This is a genomic window from Aquimarina sp. EL_43 (genome assembly GCF_943422735.1).
Taxonomy (GTDB): domain Bacteria; phylum Bacteroidota; class Bacteroidia; order Flavobacteriales; family Flavobacteriaceae; genus Aquimarina; species Aquimarina megaterium.
This window is the reverse complement of sequence record NZ_CALSBR010000001.1, coordinates 3344820-3362167: the sequence shown is the minus strand read 5'-3', so window position 1 is coordinate 3362167 and position 17348 is coordinate 3344820. Positions and strand designations below refer to the sequence as shown.

Sequence of the window (17348 nt, the reverse complement as noted above, 5' to 3'; positions counted from 1 at the left end):
ACTATTATCTTCTACTATAATTAGGTGCTTCTTTGGTAATAGTTACATCATGCGGGTGGCTTTCATTAATACCACTAGCAGTAATCTTCACAAAACGACCATTTTCCTGTAATGTAGAAATATCTTTTGCTCCACAATATCCCATACCGGCACGCAATCCTCCTATAAATTGGTGTATGCTTTCTACAAGATCTCCTTTATAAGCTACTCTACCTACTATACCTTCTGGAACCAGTTTTTTGATATCATCTTCAACATCTTGAAAGTATCTATCTTTAGAACCTTTTTTCATCGCTTCTACAGATCCCATGCCTCTATAGGTTTTAAATTTTCTTCCTTCATAGATCACTGTTTCTCCCGGAGATTCTTTAGTTCCTGCCAGAAGTGAACCTAACATTACTGTATCTGCTCCTGCTGCTATAGCTTTTGGGATATCACCAGTGTATCTAATACCTCCATCTGCAATCACAGGAACTCCAGATCCTTTTATTGCACTGGCAACTTCTAATACTGCCGAAAACTGAGGAAACCCTACACCTGCTACTACCCTTGTAGTACATATAGATCCCGGGCCAATTCCTACTTTTACAGCATCAGCACCTGCCTCAACCAGATATTTTGCAGCTTCACCAGTTGCGATATTTCCTACAACTACTTCTAATTCTGGAAATTTTGCTTTTACTTCTTTTAATACTGCAACCACACCTTTGGTATGCCCATGTGCCGTATCGATAACCACAGCATCTACTCCAGACTTCACCAAGGCTTCTGCTCTCTCTACAGCATCACCAGTAACTCCAATAGCAGCTGCAACCCTAAGGCGCCCAAGCTTATCTTTATTGGCCATAGGTTTTAATGTTAGTTTGGTGATATCTCTAAAAGTAATTAGGCCTACTAAGGTATTTTCTTTATCTATTACTGGTAGTTTTTCGATCTTATTATCCTGTAAAATTACTTCGGCTTGCTGTAATGATGTTCCTTCTCCTACCGTAACCAGGTTTTTACTAGTCATTACTTCGGATATAGGTCGTTGATCATTTTTTTCAAAACGAAGATCTCTATTGGTAACAATACCAATCAATTTATGATGATCATCTACAATTGGAATCCCGCCAATGCTATGCTCTCGCATATTGTTTTTAGCATCAATTACTTTAGCATCCAGAGGTAATGTTACCGGGTCGATAATCATACCGCTTTCTGCACGTTTTACCTTACGTACTTTAATTGCCTGTTCTTCGATAGTCATGTTTTTGTGCAACACTCCTATCCCACCTTCTTGAGCCATAGCAATAGCCATACGACTTTCTGTAACAGTATCCATTGCTGCAGAAACGATAGGAACATTAAGTATAATATTTTTTGTAAACTTAGTCCTGATACTTACTTCTCTTGGTAGGACTTCAGAAAATGCGGGAACTAGAAGAACATCGTCATAGGTTAAACCTTCTCCAACGATTTTGGATTCATGTGCTGTCATTGCAATTAAAATTTAATTGCGTGCAAATATACGCCTTTTTTAAGGAATATTAAACCTATACCTTTTTATTTTGATAATCAAATCATTCGTGCTATCGGTTTATTTTGACAAGTAGCATATAAAACTACCGATGAAATGTTAAAATATCTGTATTTTCTCAAGAATTGTTAATTATTTATTAACAAAATAAGTTTTATTAACATTATTTTAATAATTATACAGTATATTTAGTTTGTCAGGTTTTTTTGGTATTAAGTTTATCAAAACGATCTACAGCCCCAAAAAAATTATTGTATGAGAACTATGCTAACCCTGGTATTGATATTTTTATATATCAATATTGCCAATGCTCAATTTACTGATGCGCCACTTACCAATTCAACATTCACGAATTCTAGTCAGATAGAATTTAAACCAGAAAAAACTTTATTTAGTAAAAGAATTATACCTGTAGCGTTGATTGCTACTGGCATTCTTTTATCTACGAGTAGTTTTGAGAAATCATTTCAAAAAGACCTTAGAAATATGGTTGGTGATGATTTTTATTTTGGTATGGATGATTACACTCGATATGCTCCCGTTGTAGAAATGTATGCTGCAGACATTTTAGGAGCAAAGTCAAAAAGCCATTGGTTTGATCAAACCAAAAATCTGGTTCTTTCATCTATCATAAGTAATGGTGCTTCTTCGTTATTGAAAAGAGAGGTTCATAAGTACAGACCGGGAGGTTCTACCAATGCTAATTCTTTTCCATCGGGGCATACTACTACAGCATTTACAACAGCTACGGTATTGTATGAAGAATTTAAAGACACTAATCCTCTTTTGGCGTATAGTGGCTACTTTTTTGCTATTACTACAGGAAGTTTAAGAATGCTTAATAATATGCATTATCTCTCTGATGTTTTGGTCGGAGCTGGTATAGGGATATTATCTGTAAAGCTGGTATATCATTTTAATCATCTTATCTCCTGGAATCCATTCAAAAAATTAGACGGAATAGCTTTCGCCCCACAATTCAGTGAAAAATCTGTTGGGTTTTACCTTTCTAGAACTTTCTAAGATAATAGAAGTTTTTATAAAATTTATACAAATTTCAAAAAATCAATTTCTATATTGTTTTAACAAGACAGAACAGTATACAAAATGTATCATTCGTATGTGTTTTAACCATACTACCATATTATACAATTACGGATGATCCATCCTACAAGGGGCAATATCCCCTACTCAAAATCCGTGTTTTCCCTCTACTTTGATAACACTTAATACACTACTTTTGAATAAACAAAAACAGTCTAACTCATATTTCAAAATTTATAAAAATGATTGTTTCACACAAAGTAGAAAGTTATAGTCTTCAAATTGTTAGTAATTATGCTGGTGGTGGCGGTTACCAAATGGGGTTTGTATACCTTTATGGTCAAAGTCAGGAATACATAGGGCATTTAGCTATTATTAAAGACGAAAAGACATTGCCAGAAAACAAACAACATAGCAATGGAGCTATCATACTCTATTTTCATGAAACAGAATTACAATCTATTCTTGAAACCCTTAGAAGCGAAAGTCCTGTATCAATTAAACTTAATACAAGTTCTAAATGGGGATCAATCGAAACAGGCAAAGAAACAGTAGGAAATGGGGAGCTTGCTGCATAGTACCCAAAAGATCTGAAAAACAACAAAATACCATTACTCTCGGTTAACACATGGGCCAGCCAGAAATGAGAGTTCTAAAAAAATATAAATTGTGAAGAATGTAATTGGTTCACAATCTGGTGACAGTGGAAGTGTTGTTAAATTAAATGGAATCTACTATTTTTCAGGTCTTTTGGGTACTTTATTTTCTAGAAATAGATAGGTTTTTTTCTTAAAAAAAGTGTCGTATACAAACTAATCTATTGATCTCTGTATAGATTTAGAAATACAACTTCTTAATCAATTGGTTATATTTACAAAAATGATTTTTGTTTATAATGATAACACATCAAAGTGAATTATTTTAACACTCTGTTGTTTAACACATTATATAACAAATAATCAATATTCTAAATGTAAACTACATTAAGGGTACTGATATAATAAACCAAACCTTACACTCTGTAGAATGAAAACACAAACTACAAAACATCGCATAATTACAATTATGTTAACTATAATTCTATGCGGATGGTTCTTACATTATAATTTAGAAACTTCTAACCTAAGAGAAGAACATGAAGCCTTTTTGAACGACACTTATCAAAAAGCATATGTAACACCAGGAGAATTAAATAGTAAAAAACCTGATAGGCCAGATTTTGCTGCACTTCACGAATATCTTACTACTCTAGATCCGGCAACAAAAAATGTACCTAAAGAGCGTTTATTAAAATCATTTCAATTTACCAAAGCACAAGCACTTAAGAGTAAATTACTACAAAAAAGCAGTAGTGATCAAATACAATGGGAAAATATCCCTGCTAACATATCGGGTAGAATTCGAAAAATAATCTTTGATCCTTCAGACGCAACACATAAGAAAATATGGGGCGGATCGGTTACTGGTGGATTATGGTATAATAATGATATTACAAATCCAGCTTCCTCCTGGGAAAATGCATCTGGTTTTTTTGAAAATCTGGCTGTAGGCGCCATTGCTTTTGATCCTGATAACAGTAATACGATGTATGTAGGAACGGGAGAATCTTATACAGCTGTAAATATTTATCGGGAATCCTCTGGTCGTGGTACAGGTATATGGAAATCTGTTGATCATGGTGAAACCTGGCAGCTTTTACCATCAAGTACTGATTTTGCTTATGTAAACGATATTCTGGTTAGAAATGAAGCTGGTACAAGTGTACTCTATGCTGCAGTTGCTTCGGGAACCTATAAAGGAGCTCCGCATGGATCTAATAGTACCAATGGATTATATCGATCAATAGACGGTGGTACTAACTGGGTACAAGTGCTTCCAAATATAATAGGAGATACTACACCATATGCTCCTTCAGATATAGAAGAAGTTGATGGAGGAAAACTTCTTGTGGGTACGATGCGAAATGTTGATGAAAACGGAGCAGGTACAATACTTAGTTCTTTAAACGGAACCGATTGGACTATTGATGATTCTTTTGCAACAAGCAGGTTTGATCCTTCAAGTGACCTTTATCCAGGTAGAGTAAAATTTGCAGTTGCTCCTTCTAACTCAAAGAGAGTTTATGCTATTATAAGCGGAGGGTTCAAATTTCCTTCCGGGTTTATTAGAGACTCTAGTAATTTTTGTATCCTTTTACAATCTTCTGATGCTGGTAACACATGGTCAGAATTTGCAGGTCCAAGTAGAGATCTGGGCTGGGGAGGCTGGGGTTCTCTTACCTGGCATGCCATGGCTATAGGAGTAGATGCTGTTGATGAGAACACTATTATTATAGGTGGTCTCAATAGTTTTAAATTAACAGGAACCGATACTGCTGATACTTCAGATGTTAGTGCATTACGCTGGCAATCGATTTCTTACTGGGTAGCAAATCGTCATAAATTCCCAAAATATGTTCATGCAGATCAACATACTATTCTGTATAGACCAGGCTCTTCTGATGAAGTTCTTATTTCTACCGATGGAGGCGTATTTTATTCAAATAATATGACTACTTCTAATGTAGCCGAATTTGATAATTTTTTAAATATATTTCCTTCCTTTTTTGACGTAAATAAAGGCTTAAATACTATTCAATACTATACCATTGGTATTCACCCGGGAAAAGGAATTGATGCTTATTATGGAGGGACACAAGATAATGGTACGCTACGATATGACGGTAATCCTATTGATGTTACCGATATGGTAAGTGGTGGAGATGGTGTATTTGCGTTTGTTGATAAAAACGAACCTCATATCAGGATCACTACGGTATATCATAATCAATATTTTATTTCCAGGGATGCTGGCGAAAATTTTACTTACTTTGGTCTATTAAGTGGTACTTTTATTAATGCAACAGATTACAATTCTCAAACCAATACAATTTTTGCAAATGCCATGGGGCTTGGTGGTGCAATTACCTCAACAGATAATCAACATGTTGATGAGTTATTAAGAATTGAGATAAAAAGTGATACTATACTTTCAAAATTCACACCACTAAACACAGGGTCGACTGTTCCCTATTCTAGTATAAAGGTATCACCATATGATAAGACAAGAACTTCGACATTGTTTATTGGTACTCAATCTGGTAAATTATTTAAAGTAACAAATGCACAGAGTGATACACCTACTGCTACAGAGATCGGTAGTAACTCATTCCCTCCTGCTACTATATCCAGTATTGATATTGGTGAAACAGAAGATGAGATTTTAATTACTTTTTCTAACTACGGTATTAGTTCGGTTTGGTATAGTGATAATGGAGGAAGCTCATGGTCAGAAAAAGAAGGTAATCTACCTGATATGCCAGTACGATGGGGACTATTTAATCCTTTTAATCGATCACAAGTCTTGTTGGCTACAGAAATTGGAGTATGGGCTACAGACGATATAAAATCAAGTGAAGCAGAATGGTTTCCTAAAAATGAAACTCTTGCCAATGTAAGAACAGATATGATAGCGATACGAGAATCAGATGCGAAAATTGTAGCAGCTACTCATGGTCGAGGGATGTTTGAAGCTACTTTAGATGTAAAAGATAATCCAACCGACCCTCCTATTGTAGAGAAAGAGGTCTTTTCTATTTACCCTAATCCAGCCAAAAGTACATTTACAATTAGCTCGACATTAAAAAGTGTTGTTGCATATGAAGGAGAAATTTTTACAGTAGATGGCAGGCTGGTAGAAAAATTTTCCTATACTTCTGGTGAGGAATTCGATGTTAATATTAGTGGCTATAAATCTGGTATTTATCTTGTAAATCTAGAAGGAAATGATGGCTCACAAATTATCACTAAAATGGTGAAACAGTAAACTGGGTTATTTTTTTTTGTTTCTTAAAGCGATTTCCATAGTCCACCAGTATTTTTTATAACTCATGGGCCAAAGTTGTTTAAGAACATCAAACTGGCCATAATATATCCATTCCCATGAGAAAAAGGTGCGAAATAGCATTCTTGAAGAAATACGTTTTCGTATTTGATATACTTCGTCTTTATCAATTCCGTTTTCTTTAAGTAATTGTATTACATTTTCTTTCTGTGTTTCACTAAATTCTGTATCCAAAAACTCATCGCATAGTAATGACCAATTATCAACCGGAGTAGTTAAACTAATATTCGATTTTTCTTTAATCTCAATACATTGTTTCTTATCCAGACCTTGTAGAAAAATGATTTCGTTAGTATTAATTTTTGCAGTTACTGGTCTTGTATTGATTCTTATTTCATTGATGACCGAGAACGGTAGTTTCTTTTTATCTTTTAGATATCCATACTTAAAATAATATCCTTTGGGAAAATAAATATGATCTTCGGCCACAATGCAATTTGTACTTTCAATTCTGTTTTTATTTCTCTGTATTGACATAACTACTTCTTACTGATACTTTTGTATAAAGAACTCTTCTTAAGTAATACTTTTACTTACAAAATTTATATTTTCTACCCCAATTTTGTCATTTTTTTCAACGTAGCTAACTATACTGAAAAAAAATTAACTCCATCATGACACAAAAGCCAAACTTTTGGGCCTAAAACCACTTCAGGATGAGTTCAAAACAAAAAACGGAGTAGGTATCTAAACTTACTCCGTTTTCAAAAATGGTTTACGTTTAGTTATATAAAATGCAATTATAACTAAGCAGCAAATATAGTTTTTTATCAGGAAATCTTATAAAAAATACGGTTTTAAGGAATAAGCAGCATGTGTAATTAGCTTTTATTGAGGCTTAACTTTTTCTTTTTCTTCCCAATGCTTCCATGAGTTGTGGTTGATCTTCTAATGCTATATCTGCTACGGCATAAAAATCTCGCATCCAATCTTCCATTTTGGCAAAAGCAGCATCTTTTTGCTTGGTAGCATCTTCTGATTCTCCTACTTCTTTTAGGTATTTTGCACGGGCATTCTCTACTTCTTGTATTTGCATATTACCAGAGGTGATATCTTTTGGTGTAATTTTTATTGTTGCCAGTTGATCAATAATATTTTGATCTGTTTGATTATAAAAACGACGGGTTGTTTCTATCCAATTGGTATATGCTCGTGGCGTTGTACCAACGACACCTATTTTTTTTAAGGTTTCTGGTTGTTTACGAAAAACTACTTTTGCTTTTTTACGATGTTTTCTATATAGGATATCTAATTGTTCTTTTTCTTTCTTAAATGCTGTTGATGCCTCTGTGGTTTCATCATCTTCTTGCTTTTTGAAATCATAGGCTGCACGGGTTTCTGCAAGTAATTGCTCTCCTTCTGATATTTTATCTTTGTTGTAATTGAGTTCTTCCATCTCTGAAGCTATTTCGGGTTGGTTCTTTACATTTTCCAGAGCTACCCGGTATTGTTCTAGTATTGCTGCTTCTGATTTTCTTGAATTATTCATTTTATTATGGTTTTAAAAGTTAATTATACGTTCTTCACTTTTACTTTTGAACTACTCTGTATTACTTATCCATTCCTCACCATTGCTTTTCTGTTCCTCAGCGTTGTTTTTGTATTCCTCATGATTGTTTTTTTATTGATTATGATTCCTCATGCATTCTGTGGGGTTGCTTTTACATTCTATATGGTTACTTATACGTTCTGCAAGGTTACTTTTGCATGTGTAACGCTATTATATACCGGGTATTGTACTTAATATAGTATCAATCTAACGTTATTCTATTATTTCAAATTCATCTCTGTAACCGTATACACTTTTTGATATCCTTCTACTAAATCGGTTGTTTCAATAATTTCTAAAGGATAATATTGTTCTAAAACCTCTTTTAATAGAACAAGGGGATGGTACTTAAATTTAATTTCTTCTGTGACATACATTATGTATTTTTCTTTGATTGCAGGAAGTTTGCTACTTAATGGTAAAGGCTTATTAATTTCTAACAATACCTTAAAACAATTGTATCCTTTAATCACTTTTGTTTGATTTCGATATTCGTTTATATGAAAGTCATTAACATTGAAATAATAATACTTTGTTGGCTGACTTCTTATTCTGTTCTGCTTTTTATCCAGATAAATTTGAGTTATAGTTACATTTTCTGGGTCGAGAATATAGTTTTGCGATTTTTCATTTGCAGTGCATGTTGAAAGTATTAGTCCTTGCTCGAAACAAAAAGAATTCCTGACATCTTTTTCCATAAAATTAGGGTGGCAAGTTTTTTTGAAAGCATCTTTAACCATGTTTTGCATATCCATGACCTTTTGCATAGCCTGATTTTTGCCTCTTGTGCTTACTGCTATTTCTTTAATTATATCGACCGAACTGTTTCTTGTGTTTTCAAGAATTGTATTTAAACTCTTACTATATGTAGAATCAACTAATTTTTGATTGGTTATATGAATAACTCTTTTAAAGTGTATACTTCCTTTTTCTGGTATTAAAGGTATTTCGGGCTGACTAGAACAACTAGCTAATATCAATAAACTAAGTATTATACATGTTTTTTTCATTAAATCAGGTTTTATGAGAAATTGAATTATTAAAAATTCTGTTTTGTTTTCATAAGTTGGATTTTGTTTGTTATTGTTCTGTATTGTTATACAATATTAGTGCTTGCCAGTTTCATTTTTCGAAACTACGGAGCACAGAAGTGTTAAAAAACAGTTAATAATGAATCGAAAATAGGGTCCCTCATTGAACTCATCTCTAGTAATGCTTTTGCCTCTTCTAGATACATTGAGACACAAGTGTTTTTTTATTTTATAGAAGTGATTTAAACTTTACTAAATCTACTATTTACCCCATAATATGTATTGAGAGTTTCTGTAAAAATCAAGTATTCATCGAGCAGGAAGTGTTGTTGAGAGAAAATAATAGTCAAATACTCATAATTTAACGATATTACAATCCATTTTACCCTGTTTGAGGTATATTTAATAGCATCTACATTATTATGACAACTTCTGTATTTTTTAAAAATCGAACCTTAAAACATATTGTTTTTTGGATCCTTTATTTATTGATTTGGATAGTAATGGATGTAATGTATGGTGCTTCTTTGACAAAAGCTTCTTATAAGTACCTGGGTTGTTTACTAGAAATCCCATTTTATTATATACATATGTATTATTTGTGGCCTAAGTATATTAGTACCAAACGTTATGTATATTATTTCCTGGCTTTCATTCCTCTTCTTATTATAAACTCATTACTTGTAAAGCTTTTTCAATATTACTTTATCTATCCGGTTTTACTAGAAATACCAAAACTTCCTTCTGATTTTTTTTCTTTTCCTAGAATACTGAATTTTGCGAGAGCAATATTATTATGGTTTGGTCCTCCTACTGCTATCAAGATTTTACAAGATCATTACGAAAATAAGATCAACTTAGAAAAAATAAAAAAAGAACAAAAGATCAGTGAACTGAATTTTCTGAGATCCCAGATGAATCCTCATTTTCTCTTTAATACGTTAAACAATCTGTACTCATTATCATTAAAAGGTTCAAAAAAAACTCCAGAAGCTCTATTACAACTATCAAACTTATTATCTTATACCTTATATGAAGGTAGTGAAGACAAAATTTCTTTAGAAAAGGAAATACATCACTTGCATGATTATATTGAATTAGAGAAGTTGCGTTTTGGAAATCGTTTAAACTTACAGATGGAAATCACTGGTAATTTTGGTGGTGTAATGATTACTCCTCTTATTCTAATTCCTATAGTCGAAAATGCTTTTAAACATTGTTCTTTAAATGAAAGAGGAGATGTGGATATACAAATAAAAATAGCGGTCAACAATGGCGAATTACACATTAGCACTATTAATCCGGTAGGAAATTCTGTAAAAGAAGGTAACAAAAACGGAATCGGCGTTCAAAATTTATCTAAAAGATTACAGATTATTTATCCTCAAAAACATACCTTTAGGTTAGAAGAACGTGCACATAAATTTTATGTCGACCTAAGTATACAACTAGATAATTGATGAGTATTATAAAATGTATTATTATAGATGATGAGCCATTAGCTCAAGATGTTATCTCTGATTACATCAGTAGGTTAGATTTTTTATCTGAAGTTGGAAAATTTGATGATGCTTTATCGGCTATCGAGTTTTTAAATTCTGAAACTATCGATCTCATTTTTTTAGATATACAAATGCCTATGCTCAACGGGATCAATTTTTTAAAAGCTGTCTCTTCTCCTCCCAAGGTTATTTTTACTACGGCACATCGGCATTATGCCGTAGATGGATTTGAGCTTAATGCTGTTGATTATCTAATAAAACCAATTCCTTTTTATCGATTTGTACAAGCCATTGAAAAAGTAAGAACACATACAGATCAACCTATAAAAATGCCCGAAACCCCTGCTGGTGCAGCTTTTTTTAAAGTAGATAATAAAAAAATTAAAGTATATTATACCGATATTCTTTTTATTGAAAGTTTAAAGGATTATATTAAAGTGGTCCTAAAAGACAGGTTTTTTGTCACTTATCAAACTCTTTCCGGAATGTTAGAACTATTACCCTCGTCTCAGTTTGTACAAGTACACAAGTCTTTTATAGTAAATTTTCACTATATAAGTGTTATACAAGGAAATGTATTAGAGATAAATGATCATACCATCCCGATGGGAAGAAGTTATAGAGATAATGCTCTAGAGAAAATATATCAGACCGGAAAAAAAGTTTGGAAGTAAACCCTGTTATTTACTATAACGTGAATATCACATCTTAGCTTTAAAGTTTTTTAAGTTTTTCTCATATAATCCTGTTTGTTTATCTTTTCTACGTTTTGCAATAGTTACAGCTGCTTCATAATGTTTTAATGCTAATTTATTTTGTCCATTTTGTGCTAAAACCTCGGCATAGCTATCTTGGGCATTGGGAGAATCAGGAAAAAGGATTGATCCTGCTCTTAAAATTGCCAGAGCAGCTTTTATATTTTTTTCCCGCAGGTAATTATATCCCATATCGTTAATCATAAAACTTTCCATATGACCTCTTTTCAATATCAATTGTAGAAGTTCACAAACAGTTTCTTCATCTTGTTTTGTAAATTCATTTTTTTCTAAAATCTTTTCAAGTTGTTTAAAGGGTTTTTCTCTATACTTTGCAGCACTTGCTTTAGCTATTTCTTTAGCCTTTTCTAGTGCATCATCGGCAGTAGATTTAATATCTGGGATCACTCCAACACCTTCCCAATTTGTATTTGTTACAGGGTTGATCGAGCGAGCAATTGGAACAATAAGTCTATACCCTTGTGGTAATCTCATAAAATTTACAGGATGTGCACCACCACCGGTGTTCTCTCCTACAACTGTGGCTCTTTTTCTTGCTTGCAGATCATATGCAAAAGCTTCGGATGCAGAAAAAGTTCTACCGCTAGTTAATATAAATAAAGGAACCTCTAATCTTTGCATACCTTTAACAGGCACAGTATTATAGTTTTCCATAGTATCTGTTCTTCGTGTATACACGCCAGTTAGTGGTAGATTTGTGGGAAGAAAATAACTACTTAAATTAACTCCAACAGGACCATTACCACCGCCATTTCCTCTCAAATCGATAATTATTGCATCGGCAGTTGATAAATACTTCATTAGGGGATCTACTTTTATAGTGTCTTCAACTCTAAACCCTTTTAAATGAACATAACCTACATTTCCTTCAAAAAAATTAACTTCTCCAAATCCTCCTCTTCTAAAACGTTCAATATTTTGCAGATGCATGGGAATGAAACCTAAAGGATTACTCGGTCTACTATTTCGAGGTCTTGGAGGAGCAATATTTAGATGTTTATCATTTGTGATTTTTTGCATCTCTTTTGTCAACGCTTTTGCAAACTCTCCTGGTTTTTTAAAAGTATCAAAATACTTTTCTTTCATCAATTCGTCTAGACGTTGATTTACTTCTTTTGCTTTATCCAGAAAAACATAGTTCTCTGTCATAAGCTTCTGTACTCTTTTAATAACATCGGTATTTGATTGAGCTAATAGAAGTATTGGAGTTAAGGCAATTAGGACGAATATTAATATTTTACTTTTCATTATTTTAATCTGTATTATAATGTATCTGAAGTGTTATTTTTATTTATTTTGGTTTGGATATCGATCTACATTCTTATGTTGCCAAAGTAAATTTATGATTTGCCATTGGTCATTTGTTTTTACTAAATGTAAATATTCTACCCAATTGTCTGAAATCAATTTAACTGTAGCTATTCGATTATAGATATCTAATATCTTTATTTTATTACTTGGTTTGGGAGGAAATCTGGTTCCGGATTTGTTCCATGATTTTGCAAACTCTACCATCTGTTCATAGCTAGTTTCTCTAATCACTTCTTTTTGTTTTTCTCGATCAAACCCCATTGTTCTCTTAGCTAAATCTTTATGAAACACTTCTTTCATAAGATCAGGTTTTAATTCCTGTAGTGCTACTAAATACCCTAACGCTCTTTCTTTTATTTCTATAGTATCTTTTTTACTTGCTGGGCTAGCCATTCTTATATGAGTAACAGAAGGAAAGTCTCGTTCGTGCGTTAGTTCATTATTTTCGTCAAACATTGCTCCTTTTATGAGATATCCCTTATCGTCAAATTCTTGGTTGTTGGCTGCAAAATTCCACTGGTTTTTAGTTAATTTTCCTTTTGCATTGTGATAAGAATACCTAACATGATTTCCTTTTTCATCATAGATGTCTTCATAAGAGGCCACTCCTATTGAGTTTTCTTGAATTTCTAATTTCTCATTAAGGTTATAATTAGCTTTTGGAGATCCATCTTTTCTATATAAAATTCCTGTTATCCCAAATTCAAAATACGGTGAAATATTAACAGGGTTATTTTGTAGATCATACCGTTTTTCTATCACCATTTTTTTGTTTTTTGACCACCGATAATTCGCAATTTTCCAATTAGACTCCATAGGTTCATCGTTCAAATCATAAAAATCAAGTGCATTTATGAATCCATTTTTATCATATTGGTATATTTCTTTAAAGACTTCACGATTATTAGCCATTCGCTTTCCTTTCTTATCAAAAAAAGTACGAATCTCTTCACCATCAGAGTAATCAAAAACCGTTCTATGTGCTCCTATTGTTGCTAAAGGGTGTTTTCGTTGGTCGTGATAATGATAATTAACAATCTCTATCAATTGTTTTTTTTCATTGTACTTAAAAACATAATGAGACGTATGTTGAGCTTCTTGTTGATTTATTTCGTGAATTCCTTTTATCTTCACATGTGGGGATACATGATTATATCTCATGTGCCTAAAATATTGTTCTGTTGTAGCATGTTGGGCACTAGATTTAGGAAAATGCAATACTGTTAGTAACAGAAATGCAATTATTAAAACGAGATTATTTCGTGGTGTGTTTTTCATAAATGTATCTTTTTAGTGTTTTTTACATATTGACACTTCTTACTGTATTAAATCAATACGCCCTATCTAACCAATGTATCAGATTAAGTAATAGCTGATAGTTTTCTGATGCTTCTGCAGAGTTCATTCCGACCTTAACCCTATCTCTACCCGCAATTTGAGCCGTAAACATGGCTGCTTCTCCAAATACTGCTATTCTACCTTTTCCGTATTCTAAGACAGCTCCCTGAGATAAGTTTTCTGCAGAGATTCTTGGAGTTTTTTCATTAAAAACCCACATAGTATCTGTTATAAAGACAGTATATTCTTTTTTTAAATTTAAAATAGAAGAAGCTTTTTTTGGTGCTTTAAACCCTTGTCCTGTAAAGGTTCTTATTTTGTGTACTCGTTCCTGATGATTTCTTCCATTTGTTATTACATGATTACCGAGCATTTCATTTTTTCGAGAAAAGTCAAAAATTCCTTTGTCATCGGCATCCATTACAAAGCTGTCATAAAATGTAAAACCAAAAGCTTTGGCAAGATTTGCAGAGGCCCCAGCAAAGGGCATATGATCTGCGATCAAAAAAAGAGAGCCCCCATTTTTAACCCATTCTTTTACATTATTTATTTCACTTGTCGAAAAAGCACTCTCTGTGGGAGCAACAAAAGGAGGTCTGCTATTTTCCGATAACGCATTAGAAATCACCAATATCTTAAGATTTTTTAGCTTATCTTTTTCAAATTTCCCATCAAAACCATCGACTTTATAACCATCTTCTGATACTAATTTTGCAAAAGGTAAAAACCTATTGTTCTTTGTATGAAAATTACGATGTCCTTGATCTATATGTATCGTAGTACCGGTTTTTTTTGGGTACATTTTTGTTATTATCTCGGGGCTATAGGTCGTATCTGGTATTTGTTGAGAAAATATATGACTTATAGTTAAAAGGCTAATTATAAGTACGATGTTTTTGTTCATTGTTTTTTAATTTTTAACTAACAAAAAGGGCAATTACTTTGTGAGATCACATAGTTACTATTAACAGTCATTAATTCTGTTCTATGCACCAAGGTAACACAATCATACTCTTGTAGTTAAATATTTTTGCTGAACGGTAAGATCATACCTCTATATTAAATATCTATCTCGACATTCTGTCAAAAGCTAAATATTTGTATTTCATCGAGAAATAGATGTTGTTGAGAGAAGGTAATGGGTTATATCCCTACTTAGCTTTTTAGTTGTTTTCCGTAGTCACAATCATTCGCTAACGCTTTTGAATAGCTGGTTCTTGCATTTAGATCCATAACAAGATATACTTTTTTCTTTATGAATATAGTTACATATTCTTCTTGCCAATGTATTGTTATATCTTTCTTTTTAAGATTTTTAACATAACTATATCGATTAGCATATAAGGCTGGTAATGGTGCATCTCTTCTTTCCCGAATGTTCTTATACGATTTTACATCAGAAAATCTTGGATCAATTACTGCACATAGAAAGCCATCAAAATCAATATCTTCTTTATCTGTGCTTAGGAGATAAGCCCAAACTGCATAGTCTTCTTCTTCGATCATCAAGGTTCTACCAGAATTAGTATGTGTATCGGTCATAAAAATTTTGGAAGCACTCGTTTCTTCCTTCTTTTCTTTAGTGTTTACACTAAATAATCCATCAAAAATAGATAGTAATTCAATTTTCATTTACAAGTTTTCTTTTTGGAGTCCTTAAGCTAGAGCTCATTATATTGGACGTAATCTCACCGCAACAGGTAAGATGTAGAGTTTTTATTTATTTCTTGTTCATTTTCCGATTCTGTATTACACTAAGACATATCCACACAGGATATTAATTCTCTAACTATGAAACTTATCATTAATCAAGACTCTATTCGGTATGATTAAAAACTTTATTATCATATGTGTAATACTGCTAACCTAAGTAATTATTTCTAAAGTTATTTACGGTTTCCCTCAACAGTATTCAGTTTTTTTCTCCTGTTAAATCACTGTATACCATATCAATACTCAAAAAACTCAATAAAAAAGATTCAAAAAAAATAGAAGTATAAATCACATAAACCCAAATGAAGTGTTTTTCATAGGTTTTTCTTATCATTCTGGCAGAAAAAAATATACTTTTTATTTTTTCTTCATCATAGATAATGTAAATCCTCCTAACAACAGGATCACAATACCCATAATACCCCATAGCCAGATTTTATTAGCAAATAAAGGCTTTGTTACAGAAGATTCTTCGTGACCAATCGTCGACTGTGTTTCTGGAAATAGTGTTGTCACCTCATCTGGAATCTTTGCAGATACATAATTAAGATCATAAGAAGGTTTTTTCATTTTATCATTTCCATAAACCAAATAATATGTTCCCGGATTTGTAAAACGCGTAACAAGTTCGTGTTGATATCCTTTAACAATGATTTTATTAATTTTTAAAGGTTGATTGTCATGATTATCAATCACCATTCTAAATTTCTGAGCAATTGTACTCGTATTGGTAAATACATTATCTTCTATAGAATTAAGTACTCCAGAATTAAGCTCTCGATACCTAGGTTTCCAACTGCCTTTCTGAGTTTGTATACTATCTATTACATATCGAATAGATATAGGACGATAGTAATCAAAAGTTTCTTGTACTTGGACACCAATATAACTTACGGGAACTGGAGTTTTAAGACTTACATCGATAATAGTTTTTTTGGTACCCTTAGGATTCTGAATATTTAGCTTTTCTATGCCATATTCCCTGTAATTTGCCTTTTTAATTTCATATCTGGTTACACTAGCTGATTGTAAAACTGGTTTTTTAGTACTTTTTATCAGTATCCTGAAATAGTGATACTGCGCATTAGGAAATCGTACTGTAGTGAATTGATAGTCTGTAAGTTCATTTTTTATTGAAAGTATACGATAGTCTTCTTTTATGGTATACCATTCTTTACGGTCTTGAGTCCCTTCTAAGGTAATTAACCAATCAAAATTGGATTGCTCAAAGTCTAAATGAATCTGATTAATTGGTTGTTTAGTTGGGATTTCTAATGTAATATATGTTCCTTTCTCATTAAATGAGGTATTTAAAATGGTAAAAGGTATTTTAGTAAAGGATTTTTTTTCGGTTTTTAATCGTAAAAGATAAGGGGCTTCTATTGTATCTTTCTTGTTTGTGATCCCAAAAACTCTAATATCAGATAGATTTGGTGAAACTTTACTAAAAACTTCATCGGGTAAACTAATAGCATGCCAGGTATCTGTTATCTCTGGCAACATACTTCTATAAGCATATTGGTCCATCTGAGCATAAGCCCCAAAGCTAATCAATAGCACTAGGAATTTTATAATTTTCTTTTTCATGAGTTTACACCTTTTTAATTATCTTGAATTAAGAAC

The 17348-nt window shown here is 32.5% G+C and carries 14 protein-coding genes; 5 read left to right on the top strand and 9 right to left on the bottom strand.

Annotated elements, in window-relative coordinates; all coding sequences use genetic code 11:
* Positions 1-4 precede the first annotated feature (4 nt).
* Positions 5-1480 (bottom strand): IMP dehydrogenase, encoded by a 1476-nt coding sequence (gene guaB / locus NNL09_RS14290; protein WP_025666060.1) that lies wholly within the window; start codon positions 1478-1480, stop codon positions 5-7.
* 294 nt (positions 1481-1774) lie between these two features.
* Here guaB and NNL09_RS14285 point away from each other — a divergent pair, with 294 nt between their 5' ends.
* The 3 genes from NNL09_RS14285 to NNL09_RS14275 all read left to right on the top strand — a co-directional run bounded on the left by NNL09_RS14285 (position 1775) and on the right by NNL09_RS14275 (position 6427).
* Positions 1775-2542, top strand: a complete 768-nt coding sequence (locus tag NNL09_RS14285; protein ID WP_025666059.1) for a phosphatase PAP2 family protein — start codon at positions 1775-1777, stop codon at positions 2540-2542.
* A 263-nt stretch (positions 2543-2805) separates the two neighbouring features.
* The gene (locus NNL09_RS14280) at positions 2806-3141 is read left to right on the top strand and encodes a hypothetical protein (protein WP_025666058.1); all 336 of its coding nucleotides are present in this window, start codon (positions 2806-2808) and stop codon (positions 3139-3141) included.
* Positions 3142-3589: 448 nt separating this feature from the next.
* Positions 3590-6427 carry a T9SS type A sorting domain-containing protein gene (locus tag NNL09_RS14275; protein WP_196909632.1) on the top strand — a complete coding sequence of 946 codons (2838 nt, stop codon included), beginning with the start codon at positions 3590-3592 and terminating at the stop codon, positions 6425-6427.
* A 6-nt stretch (positions 6428-6433) separates the two neighbouring features.
* Here the strand turns inward: NNL09_RS14275 and NNL09_RS14270 are convergent, their stop codons facing one another.
* The 3 genes from NNL09_RS14270 to NNL09_RS14260 all read right to left on the bottom strand — a co-directional run bounded on the left by NNL09_RS14270 (position 6434) and on the right by NNL09_RS14260 (position 9064).
* Entirely contained in the window at positions 6434-6982 is a 549-nt protein-coding gene (locus tag NNL09_RS14270; RefSeq protein WP_196909631.1) for a hypothetical protein, read from the bottom strand.
* Positions 6983-7343: 361 nt separating this feature from the next.
* Positions 7344-7994: a hypothetical protein gene (locus tag NNL09_RS14265; RefSeq protein WP_196909630.1), complete on the bottom strand. Its 651-nt coding sequence runs from the start codon at positions 7992-7994 to the stop codon at positions 7344-7346.
* A gap of 281 nt (positions 7995-8275) precedes the next feature.
* On the bottom strand, positions 8276-9064 hold the full coding sequence (locus NNL09_RS14260) for a hypothetical protein (RefSeq protein ID WP_196909629.1): 789 nt from the start codon (positions 9062-9064) through the stop codon (positions 8276-8278).
* A gap of 509 nt (positions 9065-9573) precedes the next feature.
* Between NNL09_RS14260 and NNL09_RS14255 the strand changes: the two genes are divergently transcribed.
* Both NNL09_RS14255 and NNL09_RS14250 read left to right on the top strand, forming a co-directional pair.
* Positions 9574-10545: a sensor histidine kinase gene (locus tag NNL09_RS14255; protein ID WP_196918846.1), complete on the top strand. Its 972-nt coding sequence runs from the start codon at positions 9574-9576 to the stop codon at positions 10543-10545.
* A complete protein-coding gene (locus tag NNL09_RS14250) occupies positions 10545-11261 on the top strand; it encodes a LytTR family DNA-binding domain-containing protein (protein ID WP_025666054.1) in 717 nt (238 codons plus the stop codon). Before NNL09_RS14255 ends, NNL09_RS14250 begins: the two co-directional genes overlap by 1 nt.
* Before the next feature lie 27 nt (positions 11262-11288).
* Here NNL09_RS14250 and NNL09_RS14245 read toward each other — a convergent pair whose 3' ends face one another.
* The 5 genes from NNL09_RS14245 to NNL09_RS14225 all read right to left on the bottom strand — a co-directional run bounded on the left by NNL09_RS14245 (position 11289) and on the right by NNL09_RS14225 (position 17312).
* Positions 11289-12611, bottom strand: coding sequence for a S41 family peptidase (locus NNL09_RS14245; RefSeq protein WP_196909627.1), 1323 nt, complete (start codon positions 12609-12611; stop codon positions 11289-11291).
* 39 nt (positions 12612-12650) lie between these two features.
* A complete protein-coding gene (locus NNL09_RS14240; RefSeq protein WP_196909626.1) occupies positions 12651-13952 on the bottom strand; it encodes a nuclear transport factor 2 family protein in 1302 nt (433 codons plus the stop codon).
* Between the two features lie 52 nt (positions 13953-14004).
* A complete protein-coding gene (locus NNL09_RS14235) occupies positions 14005-14916 on the bottom strand; it encodes a hypothetical protein (protein ID WP_196909625.1) in 912 nt (303 codons plus the stop codon).
* 251 nt (positions 14917-15167) lie between these two features.
* Positions 15168-15644, bottom strand: coding sequence for a hypothetical protein (locus tag NNL09_RS14230; RefSeq protein ID WP_025666050.1), 477 nt, complete (start codon positions 15642-15644; stop codon positions 15168-15170).
* Positions 15645-16082: 438 nt separating this feature from the next.
* A complete protein-coding gene (locus NNL09_RS14225) occupies positions 16083-17312 on the bottom strand; it encodes a DUF3999 family protein (RefSeq protein WP_196909624.1) in 1230 nt (409 codons plus the stop codon).
* Positions 17313-17348: the final 36 nt, after the last annotated feature.